We start from the raw sequence: 19,096 nt of genomic DNA on the forward strand, positions 1-19,096 counted from the left end.
TTCGCACCGCCATGACCGATCACATGATGCGCCTTGCCGGCCTCGAGCCGTTCAACGTCACGTCCGGGACGCTCTTCATCAACGTCGGTGAGCGCACCAACGTCACCGGCTCGAAGGCGTTCGCACGGATGATCCTCAACGGCCAGTTCGACGAGGCGCTCGCCGTCGCGCGCCAGCAGGTCGAGAACGGCGCGCAGGTGATCGACATCAACATGGACGAGGCGATGCTCGATTCCAAGGCGGCGATGGTGCGCTTCCTGAACCTGATCGCGTCGGAGCCGGACATCGCGCGCGTGCCGATCATGATCGACTCGTCGAAGTGGGACGTGATCGAAGCGGGCCTGAAGTGCGTACAGGGCAAGGCGATCGTGAACTCGATCTCGCTGAAGGAAGGCGAGGAAGCGTTCCGCCACCACGCGAACCTGATCCGCCGCTACGGCGCGGCCGCCGTCGTGATGGCGTTCGACGAAACCGGCCAGGCCGACACGTACGAACGCAAGACCGAGATCTGCAAGCGCTCGTACGACTTCCTCGTGAACGAAGTCGGCTTCCCGCCGGAAGACATCATCTTCGACCCGAACATCTTCGCGGTCGCGACGGGCATCGAGGAGCACAACAACTACGCGGTCGACTTCATCGAGGCGACCCGCTGGATCAAGCAGAACCTGCCGTACGCGAAGGTGAGCGGCGGCGTGTCGAACGTGTCGTTCTCGTTCCGCGGCAACGACCCGGTGCGCGAGGCGATCCACACCGTGTTCCTGTATCACGCGATCCAGGCCGGGATGGACATGGGCATCGTCAACGCGGGCCAGCTCGGCGTGTATGCCGATCTCGACGCGGAGCTGCGCGAGCGCGTCGAGGACGTGATCCTGAACCGCCGCGACGATTCGACCGACCGCCTGCTCGAGATCGCCGACAAGTTCAAGGCGGGCGGCGCGAAGAAGGAAGAGAACCTCGAGTGGCGCAACCAGCCGGTCGAGAAGCGGCTTTCGCATGCGCTCGTGCACGGCATCACGAACTTCATCGTCGAGGATACCGAGGAAGTCCGCGCGAAGATCGCCGCGGCCGGCGGCCGCCCGATCAACGTGATCGAAGGCCCGCTGATGGACGGGATGAACATCGTCGGCGACCTGTTCGGCCAGGGCAAGATGTTCCTGCCGCAGGTGGTGAAATCGGCGCGCGTGATGAAGCAGGCCGTCGCGCACCTGATCCCGTTCATCGAGGAAGAAAAGCGCCTGCTCGCGGAAGCGGGCGGCGACGTGCGCGCGAAGGGCAAGATCGTCATCGCGACCGTGAAGGGCGACGTACACGACATCGGCAAGAACATCGTGTCGGTCGTGCTCCAGTGCAACAACTTCGAAGTCGTCAACATGGGCGTGATGGTCCCGTGCAACGAGATCCTCGCGAAGGCGAAGGTCGAGGGCGCGGACATCATCGGGCTGTCGGGCCTCATCACGCCGAGCCTCGAGGAAATGGCGTACGTCGCGTCGGAAATGCAGCGCGACGACTACTTCCGCGTGAAGAAGATCCCGCTGCTGATCGGCGGCGCGACCACGTCGCGCGTGCACACGGCCGTGAAAATCGCGCCGCACTACGAAGGCCCGGTGGTCTACGTGCCCGACGCGTCGCGCTCGGTGTCGGTCGCGTCGAGCCTGCTGTCGGACGAAGGCGCGACGAAGTACCTCGACGAGCTGAAGTCCGACTACGAACGCATCCGCGACCAGCACGCGAACCGCAAGCAGCAGCCGATGGTCACGCTCGCGGAGGCGCGCGCGAACAAGACCAAGGTCGACTGGGCGAGCTACCAGCCGGTGAAGCCGAAGTTCATCGGCCGCCGCGTGTTCAAGAACTACGACCTGAACGAGCTCGCGAACTACATCGACTGGGGCCCGTTCTTCCAGACCTGGGATCTCGCGGGCCCGTACCCGGCGATCCTGAACGACGAGATCGTCGGCGAATCGGCGCGCCGCGTGTTCTCCGACGCAAAGTCGATGCTCGCGCGCCTGATCCAGGGCCGCTGGCTGACCGCGAGCGGCGTGATCTCGCTGCTGCCGGCGAATACCGTCAACGGTGACGACATCGAGATCTACAGCGACGAGTCGCGCAGCGAGGTGCTGCTCACGTGGCGCAACCTGCGCCAGCAGAGCGTGCGCCCGGTGGTCGACGGCGTGATGCGCCCGAACCGCTCGCTCGCCGACTTCATCGCGCCGAAGGAATCGGGTGTCGCCGACTACATCGGGATGTTCGCGGTGACGGCCGGCCTCGGCGTCGACGTGAAGGAAAAGCAGTTCGAAGCCGACCACGACGACTACAGCGCGATCATGCTGAAGGCGCTCGCCGACCGCTTCGCGGAAGCATTCGCCGAAGCGATGCACTCACGCGTGCGCCGCGAGCTGTGGGGCTACGCGAGCGGCGAGACGCTCGACAACGACGCGCTGATCGCGGAAAAGTACGCAGGCATCCGCCCGGCACCCGGCTACCCGGCCTGCCCCGACCACCTCGTGAAGCGCGACATGTTCGACGTGCTGCACGCGGACGAGATCGGCATGAGCGTGACCGACTCGCTGGCGATGCTGCCGGCCGCGAGCGTGTCGGGTTTCTATCTCGCGCATCCGGACAGCACGTATTTCTCGGTCGGGAAAATCGGTCAGGATCAGCTCGAGGACTACGCGCAGCGCATGGCGCTGTCGCTCGACGACGCGCGCCGCGCGCTTGCGCCGCAGCTCTGATCGATGCGAACGGGCGGCCAGCCGCCCGTTTGGTCAGACAAAAGAAAAAGCCCGCTCGAAAGCGGGCTTTTTCTTGTCTTACTAACCTTTCAACCTGCCAGGCAAGGAAGCTCAGAAACCCCAGTGCACGTCGGCTTCGCCGGCTTTCGCTTCGCGCAGCATCGTGAGGAACGGTGCGACGCGCTGTGCCAGGCTCGGCGGCACTTCGTGGTGCGCGTGGTCGGCTTCGTCCTCGTGGAAATGGCCGGCATGCTCGGCGCGTTCCTGCTTCGCCTGTGCAACGGCGCCTTCCAGCTTGGCGATCGCGTGGTCCAGCTCGTCGTGCGTAATCACACCGCGCTCGCCCAGCTGCTTGCCGACGAGACCCAGCACATACACGGCGAAATCCTTCAGCACGTCGAGATCCTGTGCCGCCTTGCTCTTGAACGTAATCATGACAATTCCCTTTTCATCTTGTTGTGCCTGCGCGGCGCGGTTGGGGAACGCCGGCAGACCGGCGCCCGGCCTCGCGGACGCGGGCCGCCTGAGCGGCATATTAGCACCTGTTAAAATTCTGCGATCCCTGAAACGCGCGCTTAAAAAGCGCGCCGGCGGGCCGGCGTTTCCGGCCGCCACCAACGAAGCCTTCTACCAGCATGCTGCCAGCACACAAACAGACCCTCGAAGCCCTGCTCGCGGATAGCGTCAAGCAGGTCGCACACGCGCTGAAAGGCGCCGACGCCACATTCGTCGCCCCCGCCATCACGCTGGAGCGCCCGAAGGTCGCCGCGCACGGCGACGTCGCGTGCAACGTCGCGATGCAGCTCGCGAAGCCGCTCGGCACGAACCCGCGCCAGCTCGCCGAGCAGATCGTCGCCGCCCTCACCGCCCAGCCGGGCGCGCAAGGCCTCGTCGAAGCCGCCGAGATCGCCGGCCCCGGCTTCATCAACCTGCGCCTGTCGGCCGCCGCGAAGCAGGCGGTGATCGCCGCCGTGTTCGACCAGGGCCGCGCGTTCGGCACGTCGGATCGCGAGAAAGGCAAGCAGGTGCTGCTCGAATTCGTGTCGGCCAACCCGACCGGCCCGCTGCACGTCGGCCACGGCCGCCAGGCCGCGCTCGGCGACGTGCTCGCGAACGTGATCGCGAGCCAGGGCTACGCGGTGCACCGCGAGTTCTACTACAACGACGCGGGCGTGCAGATCGGCAACCTCGCGATCTCGACGCAGGCGCGCGCACGCGGCCTGAAGCCGGGTGACGCGGGCTGGCCGGAAGCCGCATACAACGGCGAATACATCGCCGACATCGCGCGCGACTTCCTGAACGGCGAAACGGTCGCCGCGTCGGACGGCGAGCCGGTCAAGGGCACGGGCGACGTCGAGGATCTCGACGCGATCCGCAAGTTCGCGGTCACGTACCTGCGTCGCGAGCAGGACATGGACCTGCAGGCGTTCGGCGTGAAATTCGACCAGTACTACCTCGAGTCGTCGCTGTACAGCGAAGGCCGCGTCGAGAAGACGGTCGACGCGCTGGTCAAGGCCGGCATGACCTACGAGCAGGACGGCGCGCTGTGGCTGCGCACGACCGACGAAGGCGACGACAAGGATCGCGTGATGCGCAAGTCGGACGGCACCTACACATACTTCGTGCCGGACGTCGCGTACCACGTGACGAAGTGGGAGCGCGGCTTCACGAAGGTGATCAACATCCAGGGTTCGGACCACCACGGCACGATCGCACGCGTGCGCGCGGGCCTGCAGGGCCTGCACATCGGGATCCCGAAGGGCTACCCCGACTACGTGCTGCACAAGATGGTCACCGTGATGCGCGACGGCCAGGAAGTGAAGATCTCGAAGCGCGCAGGCAGCTACGTGACGGTGCGCGACCTGATCGAATGGTCGGGTGGCGCGGCGGCAGGCCAGGAAGCGGCGCCCGACCTGATCGACGAAGCGACCATCACGCGCGGCCGTGACGCGGTGCGGTTCTTCCTGATCTCGCGCAAGGCCGATACCGAGTTCGTATTCGACATCGACCTCGCGCTGAAACAGAACGATGAAAACCCGGTCTATTACGTCCAGTACGCGCATGCGCGGATCTGCTCGGTGCTCAACGAACTGAAGTCGCGCTACAACGTCGACGCCGCGCAACTGCCGGGCGCCGACCTGACGCAGCTGACGAGCGCGCAGGCGGCGTCGCTGATGCAGAAGCTGGCCGAGTACCCGGACATGCTCACGCACGCGGCGAACGAGCTGGCGCCGCACGCGGTTGCGTTCTACCTGCGCGACCTCGCTGGTGAATTCCACTCGTTCTACAATGCGGAGCGCGTGCTGGTCGACGACGAAGCGCCGCGCAATGCGCGCGCCGCGCTGCTCGCCGCGACCCGGCAGGTGCTCGAGAACGGTCTGGCGGTGCTCGGCGTGTCCGCGCCCGCCAAGATGTAACGACGTAAGCGGCCCAAACCGGGCAGCGAATGGCCGCGGCAGCGCCCGCCGTCGGATACCCGCCGTCGGGTGCCCGTCGCGGCCTTTTCACGATTCTTTTTGCAGGTGACTCAAGCAATGGCACAACCACGCCGAACTTCGAAGCAATCGAAACAAGCCGGAGGAACATTTCTTGGAATCGTGCTGGGCCTGATCGTCGGCCTTGCGATCGCCGTGGTGGTGGCGCTCTACATCACGCGTTCCCCGTCGCCGTTCGTGTCGAAGGTCGCGCCGCCGCCGGCCGACAACGGCGCGAGCCAGCCGCAACAGTTCGATCCGAACCGCGCGCTGCAAGGCAAGACGCCCGGCCAGCCGGTGCCGCAGGCCGCGCAGCCCGCGCCGCCGAACACCGCGCCCGGCCAGGCCGCGAACCAGACCCAGGGCGGCCTGCTGCCCGAACCGCAGATCGTCGAAGTGCCGCCGTCGGCCAACGGGTCGAGCGGCTCGAACAACACCGGCAGCTCAAACGGCACGACTGCGTCGAACAACAATACGTCGTCGGGCAACGGCGTCGCCGTCGCGCCGAAGCCGGCCGACACCCAGCCGCCGCCGAAGAAGACGCAGCAAGCGCAGCAACAGCAGCAAGGCGGTGAGGACGACCTCGCACGCTTCGCCGCGCAGAAGCAGGCCCAGCAAGCCGCCGCTCAAAAGCAGCAACAGCAGCAACTGGCCGCCAACACGCCGAAGCCCACCTCGTCGGCCACGGCCGCCGCGGCAGCGAAGCCGCCGACCGCGAACGACGCAAATACCGGCTACTTCCTGCAGGTGGGCGCGTACAAGACCGAAGGCGACGCCGAGCAGCAGCGCGCGCGCCTCGGCTTCCAGGGCTTCGAGTCGAAGGTGTCGAAGCGCGATGTCAGCGGCGTGACGTACTTCCGCGTGCGCGTCGGCCCGTTCTCGAAGTTCGAGGATATGAACTCGGCCCGCCAGCGCCTGTCCGATGCAGGTGTCGACACGGCGGTGATCCGCTTCACGAAGCAGTAGGCAACCAGCCGAGCCCACTCAGAACCCGTTACGTTCCGTAACCCGAGCAACTGATTCGACGTTCACAACATGAAAAAACTGCTTAGCACGCTCCTTCTGTCCCTGGGCCTGGCCGCCGGCCTCGCGCAGGCTTCGCCCGCCGCGCCGGTCGCCGGCAAGGACTTCGAGGTGATGAAGTCGCCGCAGCCGGTGTCCGCGCCGGCTGGCAAGGTCGAGGTGATCGAGTTCTTCTGGTACGGCTGCCCGCACTGCTACGAATTCGAGCCGACGATCGAGGCCTGGGTGAAGAAGCAGGGCAACAACATCGACTTCAAGCGCGTCCCGGTCGCATTCCGTGACGATTTCGTCCCGCACTCGAAGCTGTTCTACGCGGTGTCCGCGCTCGGCATCTCCGAGAAGGTCACGCCGGCGATCTTCAACGCGATCCACAAGCAGAAGAACTACCTGCTGACGCCGCAGGCGCAGGCCGACTTCCTGGCCACGCAGGGCGTCGACAAGAAGCAGTTCATGGACGCGTACAACTCGTTCAGCGTGCAGGGCGAAGTGAACCAGTCGGCCAAGCTGCTGAAGGACTACGCGATCGACGGCGTGCCGACGGTCGTCGTCCAGGGCAAGTACAAGACCGGCCCCGCTTACGCGAACAGCATCCCGGGCACGGCCCAGGTGCTCGACTTCCTCGTGAAGCAGGTTCAGGACAAGAAGCTCTGATCCCCGCCCGCGCGCCGGCATGACTACTCCGCTGAAGGTCTTCATCACCGGCGCATCGAGCGGCCTCGGCCTCGCGATGGCCGAGGAATACGCCCGCCAGGGCGCCACGCTCGCACTCGTCGCGCGACGCACCGATGCCCTCGATGCGTTCGCGCGACGCTTCCCGAAGCTGTCCATCTCCGTCTACTCCGCCGACGTGCGCGATGCCGAAGCGCTCGCGACGGCCGCCGCATCGTTCATCGCGACGCACGGCTGCCCCGACGTCGTGATCGCGAACGCAGGCATCAGCCAGGGCGCCGTCACGGGCCAGGGCGATCTTGCGACGTTCCGCGACGTGATGGACATCAACTACTACGGGATGGTCGCGACGTTCGAGCCGTTCGTCGGCCCGATGACGGCCACGCGCCACGGCACGCTGGTCGGTGTCGCGAGCGTCGCCGGCGTGCGCGGCCTGCCCGGCTCAGGCGCGTACAGCGCGTCGAAATCGGCCGCGATCAAGTATCTCGAATCGCTGCGGGTCGAGCTGCGGCCGGCCGGTGTCGGCGTCGTGACGATCGCGCCCGGCTACATCCGCACGCCGATGACCGCGCACAACCCGTACCGGATGCCGTTCCTGATGGACGCCGACCGCTTCGCGGCGCGTGCGGCCCAGGCGATCGCACGGCAGCACGCGTTCCGCGTGATTCCGTGGCAGATGGGCGTCGTCGCGAAGGTGCTGCACGTGCTGCCGCGCTGGCTCTACGACCGCCTGTTCGAGAAGGCACCGCGCAAGCCGAAGGCCGGCGCGCACTGATCGGCCGACGAGGCAGCCCGCGCGAAGCATCGCGGGCTGCCTCTCCGCTTCTCCGCTTCTCCGCTTCTCCGCTTCTCCGCTTCTCCGCTTCTCCGCTTCTCCGCTTCTCCGCTTCTCCGCTTCTCCGCCTCTCCGCCTCTCCGCCTCTCCGCCTCTCCGCCTCTCCGCCTCTCCGCCTCTCCGCCTCTCCGCCTCTCAGACTCTCAGACTCTCAGACTCTCAGACTCTCAGACTCTCAGACTCTCAGACTCTCAGACTCTCAGACTCTCAGACTCTCAGCATCACCACATCACCACATCACCACATCACCACATCACCACCTGGCGGCTTCGACGCGTCGATTCGCGGCACGCCCGCACTGCTGCCGCGCCGTCCCCTCCGCGCCACTGCCCTGCGTCCCCGGCGCCAGCGCGCCTCCACCCTCCGCCTCCATCGCCTCGCTCGCCGCCCCAACACCCGTTCCGTCGCGAACGCAGCCGTTTTTCGGTCAATTCGCCGCGTTCAGGCGCCTTTTTTCACGCGTCGCGCGCTTTGACGGTATGCTATTCGCCAGCCGCGCCGGCCCTGTCCGCTTCCGGGCCGCGCCCGCATCCCGTCACCCAGCAAAAAACACAAGCCACGTGGGAGATCCTATGCAGGTCAAGCTGTTCGCCGCGGCCGCGCTCGCCGCCGCCCTCGCCGTCCCCGGCCTCGCCACCGCCAAGCCGCTCACCGTCTGCACGGAATCGAGCCCGGACGGTTTCGACGTCGTGCAGTACAACTCGCTCGTCACGACCAACGCATCGGCCGACGTGATCTTCAACACGCTCGTGTCGTACGACGAAGCCGCGAAGAAGGTCGTGCCCGCGCTTGCCGACAAATGGGACGCAAGCGCCGACGGCCTCACGTACACGTTCCACCTGCGCCCGAACGTCGCGTTCCAGACCACCGACTATTTCAAGCCGGGCCACACGCTGAATGCGGACGACGTCGTGTTCACGTTCTCGCGGATGCTCGACGACTCGAACCCGTGGCACAAGGTGGCCGGCGCGAGCGGCTTCCCGCACGCGCAGTCGATGGGCCTCGTGAAGCTCGTGAAGTCGGTCACGAAGGTCGACGACAACACCGTGAAGTTCGTGCTGAACGAGCCGAACGCGACGTTCGTGTCGATCCTGACGATGGGCTTCGCGTCGATCTACTCGGCCGAATACGCGGACCAGTTGCTAAAGGCCGGCAAGCAGGCCGACCTGAACGCGAAGCCGGTCGGCACCGGCCCGTTCGTGCTGAAGAGCTATACGAAGGACGCGCTGATCCGCTACGACGTGAACCCGACGTACTGGGGCACGAAGCCGAAGGTCGACCGGCTGATCTATGCGATCACGCCCGACGCGTCCGTGCGCCTGCAGAAAGTGAAGGCCGGCGAATGCCAGATCGCGCTGTCGCCGAAGCCGCAGGACGTGCTCGCCGCAAAGGGCGACAGCGCGCTGAAGGTCGTGCAGACGCCCGCGTTCATGACCGCGTTCGTCGCGCTGAACACGCAGAAGAAGCCGCTCGACAACGACAAGGTGCGCGAGGCGCTGAACCTCGCGTTCGACCGCGCGACCTACCTGAAAGTCGTGTTCGACAACACCGCGACGGCCGCGAACAACCCGTATCCGCCGAACACGTGGAGCTACGCGAAGGACGTCGCGCCGTATGCGTACGATCCCGCGAAGGCGAAGCAGCTGCTCGCGCAGGCCGGCTTCCCGAACGGCTTCTCGACGACGATCTGGACGCGCCCGACCGGCAGCGTGCTGAACCCGAATCCGAAGGTCGGCGCAGAACTGCTGCAGGCCGACCTCGCGAAGATCGGCGTGAAGGCCGAGGTCAAGGTGATCGAATGGGGCGAGCTGATCAAGCAGGCGAAGCTCGGCCAGCATGACATGCTGTTCATGGGCTGGGCCGGCGACAACGGCGATCCGGACAACTACCTGTCGCCGCTGTTCAGCTGCAACGCGGTGAAATCGGGCATCAACTTCGCGCGCTTCTGCGACGCGCAGCTCGACAAGCTGATCGCCGACGGCAAGTCGACCGCCGACCAGGCCAAGCGCGCGAAGCTGTACGAAGCCGCGCAGAAGATCATCCACGACCAGGCGCTGTGGATTCCGCTCGGCTACCCGACCGCGGCCGCGCTCACGCGCACGAGCGTGAGCGGCTATCACGTGAGCCCGTTCGGACGGCAGAACTTCACGACGGTTGCCGTGCAGTAAGCCGGCGCGATCGTTATCGCTTCATGCGGCAATCGGGCCCGGCGCTTCATGCGCCGGGCCTTTTTTATCTTCGTCCAAAAGGCCGAGACCAAGGTGATCGCACCGGGCGAGTCGACCTGGCAGGCGAAGCACGGCCGGCACGACATGCCGTCCATGGGCCGGGCCGGCGGCTACGACAATCCGGACCGCGACCTGTCGCCGCTGTCCGGCTGCAACGCGGTGACGTCGGCCATCGACTTCGTGACGGTCACCGTGCGGTAACGCGTACGCCGCGAACGCGCATCACGCCACCGATGTCGATCTTCTTGCGCGCCGCGCACTCCGCACTCTGCACGCTGCACGCTGCACGCCGCACGCCGCACTCTGCACGCCGCACTCTGCACGCCGCACGGCCTCGGCACGGCGCAAGGCTCGCCGCGGCGCAGGAATCGCGTTATGCGGAGGTGTCGATCAAGCCACCGAGCGCAGCGCCGGCGAGCGAATACGTCGACGGCGTGCCGTTCGAGGCGGCCGTGCTCCCAGTCGACGACGTCGTGCCGTCGGTCGAGTTCGACGACGCACTCCCGGCCGCATGGTGATGGCCGTGCACGTGCTTCGTCCTCTCCGTGGACGACGTAGGCGTGCTGTTGCCGGTACGCTGGGCGGTGTTGCCCTGAATGGCCGTGGACGTGACGGCGCCGGTCGAGATGCTGGAAATGGACATGGCTTTCCTTCGGGTTGAATGAACGGACGCCAGCTGCGATGCGTTGCGTTGCGTTGCGTTGCGTGCCAGCGTCGCCACAGCGTGCCGCACGTCCACCTCGTTCAATCGGTCGATTAGAGGCGGAAACGACGCCATCAGGCCGTGTCGCGTTACGACGCATTACGTTGATGGCACGTCGTAATCGCCGGTAAATTTCCGGATTGAGGGGAGGATCGGAACGGATCGGCGCGCTGTTATCGTTCGGGCGCTCGTCCAACAGCACCGCAAGCGTCGCGTCATCCGGCCGCGTGCGGCGCGCCGCCGCCATGTCCGTCGATCACGCGCTTTCACTTGCCTCCTCTTGCCGACAGGCGGGCCACCTCGACCTGGCCAATCGTCACTACCGCAACGCGCTCGCGCTCGAGCCCGACTCCTGGGACGCACGCTTCGGACTCGCGCAGGTGCTGATCCGGCAGGACCGCTTCGACGAAGCCATCGGCTGGCTGACGCCGCTGCTGGAACGCCCCGGCGACCACGTCGCCGTCAGTCGCCAGCTCGGTCTCGCCGAGACCTGCGCGGGCCGCCACCAACGCGGGCTCGCGCATTTCCGGCGCGCGCTCGAACACGCTCCCGACGACCCCGCGATCGCGCATACCGTCGCGAATCTCGAGCAGGCGCTGGGGCTCGCTCGCGAAGCCGACGCGAGCTTCCGCCGCGCATTGAAACTGAAACCGTTGGTCACGATCCGGGCCACCGTCGCGCCGGCGGACTTCCGCGCGCTGTTCGTGTTCGCGCCCGGTGCCGGCAATACACCGTTCGAATTCCTGATCGAACGGGCGCGCTTCGAAAGCAACATCATCACGCTGTTGCCCGACATGGCGTATGACATCGACCGGCTGCGCCTCCATGCGGACGTGGTCGTCAACCTGGTGTCCGACGTCGATCGCGGGCACGCACTGCTCGCGCCGGCGCAGGCGCTCGTCACGGGTGTCGGCCGCCCCGTCGTGAATACGCCGGCCGTGATCGCACAGACGAGCCGCGATGCGGTGGCGCGGCAACTGGCGCAAATGCCGGGCTGCCGCGTGCCGCAGACGTCGCTTCACCGGAAAGCAGGCCTGCGCGCAATGCTGGCTGGCACGTCGCCGTCGCTGCTGCCGTTTCCGCTGCTTGCGAGACCGGCCGGCACGCACGGAGGTGACGATTTCGAACGGATGGAACACGGGGCGCAACTGCTGTCGTTCGTCGACCGGTTCGATACGGAACATTTCTATCTGACGCCGTACGTCGACTACCGGTCCGCGGACGGCCATTTCCGCAAGTACCGTTTCGTCTATGTCGACGGCGAGATCCTGCCGTATCACCTCGCGATCGACAGCCAGTGGAAGGTCCATCACGCGACGACCGACATGGCGCGCCACGCGTGGATGCAGGACGAGGAGCGCGCGTTCCTCGACGATCCGTGGCAAGTGTTCGGCGCCGCGCAACGCAACGGCTTGCAGGCGATCCGCGACGCGATCGGGCTGGATTACTTCGGCATCGACTGCGGGCTCGACCGTGACGGCGCGGTCGTCGTGTTCGAGGTCAATGCAAGCATGCTGGTACACGGCAACAACGAATGCTTCCCGTACAAGACGGCCGCCGTCGAGCGCATCCGGCAGGCGTTCCATGCGCTGCTCGCGCGGCGGGCCACGGGAGCGCCTCGCGTCGCACGCTGACGCCGCCCGACCCGGGCCACCATCACGCGCACGAGCGTGAGCGGTCATCGCACGAGCCCATCCCTACCGCAGTACTTCATGGCACGTCACCGTGCAGTCGTGCGACCCTCGCGCGTGGCGCGCGAGCGACGGTGCGTCGGGCCGCCGCTTGCGGCCCGCTCGCCGCGCTTGCTACACTGCGCGCTCATTGCTCATACCGGACGCCAGCCAAAGTGAACAACTAAGCCTTCCCGAAATGTTTTCGCCGCCGTGCCACGCACGCCGCGCGCGAAGGTCTTCACGCATTTTTGGAGGTGCTTATGGCTGCAGCCACGCCCACCGGCGCGCTCGTCGCGCTCCATCACGTTTCCTTCCGCTTCGACGACGGCTTCACGCTGTTCGATTCGCTCGACCTCTCCATCGACCGCACGCCGACCGGCATCGTCGGCCGCAACGGCATCGGCAAGAGCCAGCTCGCGCAACTGATCGCTGGCCGCTGTGCGCCGAGCGCGGGGACGATCGAGCAGCACACGCCCGTCGTCTACGTCGCGCAGCAGCATGACGACGACAACGCGGCGGCAAACCCGCGAACCGTCTCGCAGGTCGCCGCGCTCGATGCGCCGCTCGGCGCGCTCGCGCGTCTCGGGGAAGGCCGCGCGGAACCGCACGACTTCGACCTGATCGGCGATCGCTGGGATCTCGCGGAACGGCTGCGCACGACGCTCGACGCAGCCGGCCTGCACGACGTGCGGCCCGACACGCCCGCGCACGCACTGAGCGGCGGCCAGCTCGCGCGCGTCGCGCTGATCGGCGCGTTGCTGTCCGGTGCCGGCCTGCTGGTGCTCGACGAACCGACCAACCATCTCGATGCGCCGGGCCGCGCATGGCTGCGCGCGGCGCTCGACGGCTGGCGCGGCGGTGTCGTCATCGTGAGCCACGATCGTGCGCTGCTCGCCGGCGTGCAACGCATCGTCGAGCTGACGCCACAAGGCGTGCGCTCGTACGGTGGCAACTACGCGCTCTACCGCGCGCAGCGCGACGCGGATCAGGATGCCGCGCAAGCGGCGCTCGACAACGCGCGCGCGGAACGCGGACGCGCGAGGCGCAGGCTCGAACAGGAACACGACACGATCCAGCGCCATGCGGCTGCGTCGCTGCGCGACGCGAAGACGGCCAACCTGTCGTCGGGGGCGAAACAAAGCCGCAAGGGCGCGGCGCGCAACATCATGGGGCAGGTCCGGCGCCACCAGAGCGACTTCAAGGCGACGCTCGACGAACGCGTGCAGCAGGCGGCCGCGCGCGTCGAAACCGATGCGCCCGTGCTGGTGTCGCTGCCGGGCACCGAGGTCAGCGCACGCCGCCAGTTGTTCACGCTCGAACGCGCGCAACTGCCGTGGTGCGTCGCCGGCGCAGCCGATGCGATCACGTGGTCGGCGAGCGGCCCCGTGCGCATCGCGCTGACGGGCCCCAACGGTTGCGGGAAATCGACGCTGCTGCGGTTACTCGCGGGCGAGCTCGCGCCGCGCTCGGGCACCTGCACGACGCACGTAAGCGCCGCGTATCTCGACCAGCGGCTTGCGCTGCTCGATCCGGAGCGCTCGATCGTCGAGCAACTGGGGCTGCTCGATACACCGCTCGCCGAAGGCGACCTGCGCAGCCGGCTCGCACTGCTGCAGCTCGACGCGGCGCGCGCGACGCAGCCTGCACGGCAGTTGAGCGGCGGCGAACGGCTGAAGGCCGCGCTCGCCTGCGCGTTGTGGCGCGGCACGCCCGCGCAACTGCTGCTGCTCGACGAGCCGACCAACCACCTCGATCTCGAATCGGTGCGTGCGATCGAGGCCGCACTGGCCGGCTTCCCTGGTGCGATCGTGGTCGCGTCGCACGACACCGCGTTTCTCGCGGCGCTCGACCCGACGCACACGATGCAATGGCATCGCGACGGGTGGCGCTACGACCCCGTCGCGTGAGGAGAACGAAGCGGTGTCAGCCGGCGGTGCGGAACCGCAGCACGCCGTCGTCGCCCTGCTCGCGCACGAGCTCGCCCGCGAGCCACAGCAGGTTCAGGTGCGCGAGCGCCTCGCCGAGCGCGAACGTCATCTGGTGGATGTCGAGCTCGCGGCGGCGGAACATGATCGGCACGATGTCGGCCGCGCTCATCGGCTTTTCCGCGCACTCGACGCGCACTTCGGCCAGGCGCGCGTCGTGGTGTTCGCGCAGTTGCGCGATGCGCGTGCGCACGCCGCGGAACGGCTTGCCGTGCGACGGCAGCACCAGCGTATCGGGCGCCATCGTCTCGTAACGGCCGAGCGACTGCAGGTACAGCGCAAGCGGGTTCGCTTCCGGCTCGAGGTCGAACACGGACACGTTCGTCGAGATGCGCGGCAGCACCATGTCGCCGGAGATCAGCACGCCGTCCGCTTCGCTGTGGAGCGCGCAATGTTCAGGCGAATGGCCGAAGCCGGTCACGACGCGCCACGTGCGCGCGCCGATCGTCACCGCATCGCCTTCACGCAGGCGCCGGTAGCGCGGCGGCACGGCCGGCACGAGATCCGAGTAGTAGTTGCGGCGGTTGCGCAGCTTGTCGAGCGCAGCCGGATCGGTCAGCCCGTGGCGCGCGAAATGATCGGCTGCCGCCGCGCCGCCCGCGTTCGAGCCGTTGCCGGCCGCCATCAGGCAGCCGAACATGTACTCGCCGAGCGTCATCCACAGCCGCACGTTCCAGCGGCCCTTGTCGCCGCCTTCGCACAGCCAGTTCGCGAGGCCGAAGTGATCGGGGTGGCAGTGCGTGACGAGCACCCGCAGCACGGGCAGGCCGTCGAGATGCGTATCGAAGATCTGCTCCCAGTGCGTGCGGATCGCATCCGACGCGATCCCGCAATCGACGATCGTCCAGCCGGCCTGCCCGTCGATCTCGTCGCGCAGCAGCCAGAGGTTGATGTGATCGAGCGAGAACGGCAGCGGCATGCGCAGCCAGCGCACGCCGGGCGCGACCTCGAACGTATCGCCCGCGGCGGGCAGCGTGTCGGCGAAGGGGTAGTCGAGTTGGTGTTCCAGTGCGTTCATCGGTGGGGTGTCTCGTCGTTATCTGTGCCAATGCGCGCCGGCGGCGGGCCGTGGCGGGCGTTGCGTCGATTCTATCGCCGTCGCGCCCAACGCGTGCCCGGCGGCGGCCGACCCGTCAAAAAAAGTTCGTGTCAGAATCGGTTCCGTACCCGTATCTTTACGCGAAGATGCACCGAACGGCATCCAACGGCGCATAACCCGCCTCCTGCCGGCTGGCCGCGCATCGCCGCAAAGTCCTTGAACCGCCCGCTTGGGCGCTAAAATGGCGAGTGCTTACAGCCCCTCCCGAACGAGCCTGCACGCGATGAATCACTTCCCCAAACTGCTGTCTTCGCAGATCGGTTTCGACGTCGCGCAGACGATGCTCGAGAACTTCGACCGCCACTACCGGATCTTCCGCGAGGCAGCCGTCGAAGCGAAGACGCTGTATGAGCACGGCGACTGGCATGGGCTGCAGCGGCTCGCGCGCGAGCGGATCACGTCGTACGACGATCGCGTGAAGGAATGCGTCGAGGTGCTGGAAGACGAATACGACGCGGAAAACATCGACGACGAAGTGTGGCAGCAGATCAAGCTGCACTACATCGGCCTGCTCACGTCGCACCGCCAGCCCGAGTGCGCGGAGACCTTCTTCAATTCGGTGTGCTGCAAGATCCTGCACCGCTCGTACTTCAGCAACGATTTCATCTTCGTGCGCCCGGCGATCTCGACCGAGTATCTGGAGAACGACGAGCCGGCCGCGAAGCCGACCTACCGCGCGTACTATCCGGGCACCGACGGGCTCGCGGCCACGCTCGAGCGCATCGTCACGAACTTCCAGCTCGAGCCGGTGTTCGACGATCTCCCGCGCGACATCGCATGCGTGATGCAGGCGATCCACGACGAATTCGGCCACTTCGACGAAGCGCCGAATTTCCAGATCCACGTGCTGTCGTCGCTGTTCTTCCGCAACAAGAGCGCGTACATCGTCGGCCGCATCATCAATGCCGAACGCGTGCTGCCGTTCGCGGTGCCGATCCGCCATGTGCGGCCGGGCGTGCTCTCGCTCGACACCGTGCTGCTGCGCCGCGACCAGCTGATGATCATCTTCGGCTTCTCGCATTCGTATTTCCTCGTCGACATGGGCGTGCCGTCCGCGTACGTCGACTTCCTGTGCACGATCATGCCGGGCAAGCCGAAGGCGGAGATCTACACGTCGGTCGGCCTGCAGAAGCAGGGCAAGAACCTGTTCTATCGCGACCTGCTGCACCATCTGTCGCATTCGAGCGACCGCTTCATCATCGCGCCCGGGATCAAGGGCCTCGTGATGCTCGTGTTCACGCTGCCGTCGTTCCCGTACGTGTTCAAGATCATCAAGGATCACTTCCCGCCGCCGAAGGAAACGACGCGCGCGCAGATCATGGAGAAGTACCAGCTCGTGAAGCGCCACGACCGCCTCGGGCGGATGGCCGATACGCTCGAGTATTCGAGCGTCGCGCTGCCGATCGCGCGGCTCGACCACGCGCTCGTGCGCGAGCTGGAGAAGGAAGTGCCGTCGCTGCTCGAATACGAGGACGGCAATCTCGTGATCGAGCACCTGTACATCGAGCGCCGGATGACGCCGCTCAACCTGTACCTGCAGAACGGCACCGATTCCGACATCGAGCACGGCGTGAAGGAGTACGGCAACGCGGTGAAGGAGCTGATGAAGGCGAACATCTTCCCCGGCGACATGCTGTACAAGAACTTCGGCGTCACGCGCCACGGCCGCGTCGTGTTCTACGACTACGACGAGATCGAGTACCTGACCGACTGCAACGTGCGCCGCGTGCCGCCACCGCGCAACGAGGAAGACGAGCTGTCCGGCGAACCGTGGTATACCGTCGGCCCGCACGACATCTTTCCGGAGACCTACGGGCCGTTCCTGCTCGGCGACCCGCGCGTGCGCGACGTCTTCATGAAGCATCACGCGGACTTTTTCGATCCCGCGCTGTGGCAGGCGAGCAAGGACAAGCTGCTGCAGGGCGAATTGCCCGATTTTTATCCCTACGACGCAGCGCTGCGCTTCAGCGTGCGTTACCCCGCGCGCTTCGGCGCGGCGGACCAGAACGACGGCGAAGGCGACGCGCAGCGCGCCGCCTGACGCCGGATACACCGAATCCGATATCGACCTGATTTCCGCACACGGAATCCACACCGATGAACACCCAAGACAACCCGCTTTCACATCTGTTCGACAACAACGACGCGTGGGTCAAACGCAAGCTCGAAGACGATCCCGAGTTCTTCACGCGCCTGGCCGACCAGCAGGCGCCCGAATACCTGTGGATCGGTTGCTCGGATTCGCGCGTGCCCGCGAACCAGATCATCGGCCTGCCGCCGGGCGAAGTGTTCGTCCACCGCAACATCGCGAACGTCGTCGTGCACAGCGACCTGAACTGCCTGTCGGTGATCCAGTTCGCGGTCGACATCCTGCGCGTGAAGCACATCATGGTCGTCGGCCACTACGGCTGCTCGGGCGTGAATGCGGCGCTGCACAACCGGCGTGTCGGCCTCGCGGACAACTGGCTGCATCACGTGCAGGACGTGCGCGAGCGCCACGCGGCGCTGCTCGACGAATGGCCGGTGGGCGAAGCGCGCTATCGCCGCCTGATCGAACTGAATTCGATCGAGCAGGTCGTCAACGTGTGTCGCACGACGATCGTCAACGATGCGTGGGCACGCGGCCAGTCGCTCACCGTGCACGGGCTCGTGTACGGCGTGCACGACGGCCGGATGCGCAACCTCGGGATGGCCGTGTCGAACTTCGAAACGCTCGACGAAACCTACAAGCGCTGCGTGGCCGCGCTCACCGCGCGCGGCCAGCATGCCCCCGACAACGACATGATCGCGGCAGACGCCGCGCGGCTCGAAGGCGTCGCGCAGGCGGTCGCCGCCACGCTGAAGCCGTGCGACGACGCGCAGTAACGCGTCATCGCGCCGCCACCGCGACAACGGCGGCGGTGCAACTGCAATCGGCATCGGCATCGGCATCGGGTTGATCTGACGCCGCCACAACGGCGGCGCAACGCAAAGGAGCGGCGCACATGAAAACCGTATTGATCGTCGGCGCATCGCGCGGCCTCGGCCGCGAATTCGTCCGGCAATACCGGCGCGACGGCTGGAACGTCATCGCGACCGCGCGCGACGAAGCATCGCTCGACGCGCTGCGCGCGCTCGGCGCGACCGCGCATGCGCTCGACATCGCGCAGCCCGAGCAGATCGCGGCGCTCGGCTGGAAGCTCGACGGCGAGCGGCTCGACGCAGCCGTGCTGGTGTCCGGCGTGTACGGGCCGCGCACCGAAGGTGTCGAGACGATCACCGCCGAGGATTTCGACGCGGTGATGCATACGAACGTGCGCGGGCCGATGCAGTTGCTGCCGATCCTGCTGCCGCTCGTCGAGGACGCGCGCGGCGTGCTGGCCGTCGTGTCGAGCCGGATGGGCAGCATCGCCGAGGCGACCGGCACGACCGGCTGGCTGTACCGCGCGAGCAAGGCCGCGCTGAACGACGCGCTGCGCATCGCGTCGCTGCAGACGCGCCACGCCGCGTGCATCTCGCTCCATCCCGGCTGGGTGCGCACCGACATGGGCGGCGCGCAGGCCGCGATCGATCCGGAAACCAGCGTGACCGGCATGCGCCGCGTGATCGCCGAATCCGGCTCGGACGTGTCGCAGGCAAACGGCCGTTTCTTCCAGTACGACGGCATCGAGCTGAGCTGGTGAGCCGAACCGACAACCG

At 66.7% G+C, this 19,096-nt stretch carries 15 protein-coding genes; 12 read left to right on the forward strand and 3 right to left on the reverse strand.

Going from position 1 to position 19,096, the window contains the following annotated elements:
- Positions 1-11 precede the first annotated feature (11 nt).
- Positions 12-2,729, forward strand: a complete 2,718-nt coding sequence (gene metH / locus ACPTTF_RS15805; RefSeq protein ID WP_423371680.1) for a methionine synthase — start codon at positions 12-14, stop codon at positions 2,727-2,729.
- A 111-nt stretch (positions 2,730-2,840) separates the two neighbouring features.
- Here the strand turns inward: metH and ACPTTF_RS15810 are convergent, their stop codons facing one another.
- Entirely contained in the window at positions 2,841-3,164 is a 324-nt protein-coding gene (locus ACPTTF_RS15810) for a DUF1840 domain-containing protein (protein WP_011353361.1), read from the reverse strand.
- Positions 3,165-3,364: 200 nt separating this feature from the next.
- Here ACPTTF_RS15810 and argS point away from each other — a divergent pair, with 200 nt between their 5' ends.
- The 6 genes from argS to ACPTTF_RS15840 all read left to right on the forward strand — a co-directional run bounded on the left by argS (position 3,365) and on the right by ACPTTF_RS15840 (position 10,159).
- On the forward strand, positions 3,365-5,146 hold the full coding sequence (argS, locus tag ACPTTF_RS15815) for an arginine--tRNA ligase (RefSeq protein WP_166965217.1): 1,782 nt from the start codon (positions 3,365-3,367) through the stop codon (positions 5,144-5,146).
- Between the two features lie 117 nt (positions 5,147-5,263).
- On the forward strand, positions 5,264-6,169 hold the full coding sequence (locus ACPTTF_RS15820) for an SPOR domain-containing protein (protein WP_423371681.1): 906 nt from the start codon (positions 5,264-5,266) through the stop codon (positions 6,167-6,169).
- 69 nt (positions 6,170-6,238) lie between these two features.
- Positions 6,239-6,877, forward strand: coding sequence for a thiol:disulfide interchange protein DsbA/DsbL (locus ACPTTF_RS15825; protein ID WP_011353364.1), 639 nt, complete (start codon positions 6,239-6,241; stop codon positions 6,875-6,877).
- Between the two features lie 19 nt (positions 6,878-6,896).
- Entirely contained in the window at positions 6,897-7,670 is a 774-nt protein-coding gene (locus ACPTTF_RS15830) for an SDR family oxidoreductase (RefSeq protein WP_423371682.1), read from the forward strand.
- A 632-nt stretch (positions 7,671-8,302) separates the two neighbouring features.
- Positions 8,303-9,898: an ABC transporter substrate-binding protein gene (locus tag ACPTTF_RS15835; protein ID WP_423371683.1), complete on the forward strand. Its 1,596-nt coding sequence runs from the start codon at positions 8,303-8,305 to the stop codon at positions 9,896-9,898.
- A 48-nt stretch (positions 9,899-9,946) separates the two neighbouring features.
- Positions 9,947-10,159, forward strand: a complete 213-nt coding sequence (locus tag ACPTTF_RS15840; RefSeq protein ID WP_423391167.1) for a hypothetical protein — start codon at positions 9,947-9,949, stop codon at positions 10,157-10,159.
- Between the two features lie 172 nt (positions 10,160-10,331).
- On the opposite strand, the gene ACPTTF_RS15845 is transcribed toward ACPTTF_RS15840, so the two are convergent.
- Positions 10,332-10,601, reverse strand: a complete 270-nt coding sequence (locus ACPTTF_RS15845; protein ID WP_423371685.1) for a hypothetical protein — start codon at positions 10,599-10,601, stop codon at positions 10,332-10,334.
- A 305-nt stretch (positions 10,602-10,906) separates the two neighbouring features.
- Here ACPTTF_RS15845 and ACPTTF_RS15850 point away from each other — a divergent pair, with 305 nt between their 5' ends.
- Together ACPTTF_RS15850 and ACPTTF_RS15855 are read left to right on the forward strand one after the other, a co-directional pair.
- Positions 10,907-12,295, forward strand: coding sequence for a tetratricopeptide repeat protein (locus ACPTTF_RS15850; RefSeq protein ID WP_423371686.1), 1,389 nt, complete (start codon positions 10,907-10,909; stop codon positions 12,293-12,295).
- A gap of 299 nt (positions 12,296-12,594) precedes the next feature.
- Positions 12,595-14,241 carry an ABC-F family ATP-binding cassette domain-containing protein gene (locus ACPTTF_RS15855; RefSeq protein WP_423371687.1) on the forward strand — a complete coding sequence of 549 codons (1,647 nt, stop codon included), beginning with the start codon at positions 12,595-12,597 and terminating at the stop codon, positions 14,239-14,241.
- Positions 14,242-14,257: 16 nt separating this feature from the next.
- Here ACPTTF_RS15855 and ACPTTF_RS15860 read toward each other — a convergent pair whose 3' ends face one another.
- Entirely contained in the window at positions 14,258-15,337 is a 1,080-nt protein-coding gene (locus ACPTTF_RS15860) for an MBL fold metallo-hydrolase (RefSeq protein ID WP_423371688.1), read from the reverse strand.
- Positions 15,338-15,641: 304 nt separating this feature from the next.
- Here ACPTTF_RS15860 and aceK point away from each other — a divergent pair, with 304 nt between their 5' ends.
- The 3 genes from aceK (at position 15,642) to ACPTTF_RS15875 (ending at position 19,080) form a co-directional block, all read left to right on the forward strand.
- Entirely contained in the window at positions 15,642-17,459 is a 1,818-nt protein-coding gene (gene aceK / locus ACPTTF_RS15865; RefSeq protein ID WP_423371689.1) for a bifunctional isocitrate dehydrogenase kinase/phosphatase, read from the forward strand.
- A 56-nt stretch (positions 17,460-17,515) separates the two neighbouring features.
- Positions 17,516-18,283, forward strand: a complete 768-nt coding sequence (can, locus tag ACPTTF_RS15870; protein ID WP_423371690.1) for a carbonate dehydratase — start codon at positions 17,516-17,518, stop codon at positions 18,281-18,283.
- 119 nt (positions 18,284-18,402) lie between these two features.
- Positions 18,403-19,080, forward strand: a complete 678-nt coding sequence (locus tag ACPTTF_RS15875) for an SDR family oxidoreductase (protein WP_423371691.1) — start codon at positions 18,403-18,405, stop codon at positions 19,078-19,080.
- The last annotated feature ends 16 nt before the right edge of the window (positions 19,081-19,096 follow it).

Source organism: Burkholderia crassaminum (assembly GCF_964265005.1).
Lineage (GTDB): Bacteria > Pseudomonadota > Gammaproteobacteria > Burkholderiales > Burkholderiaceae > Burkholderia.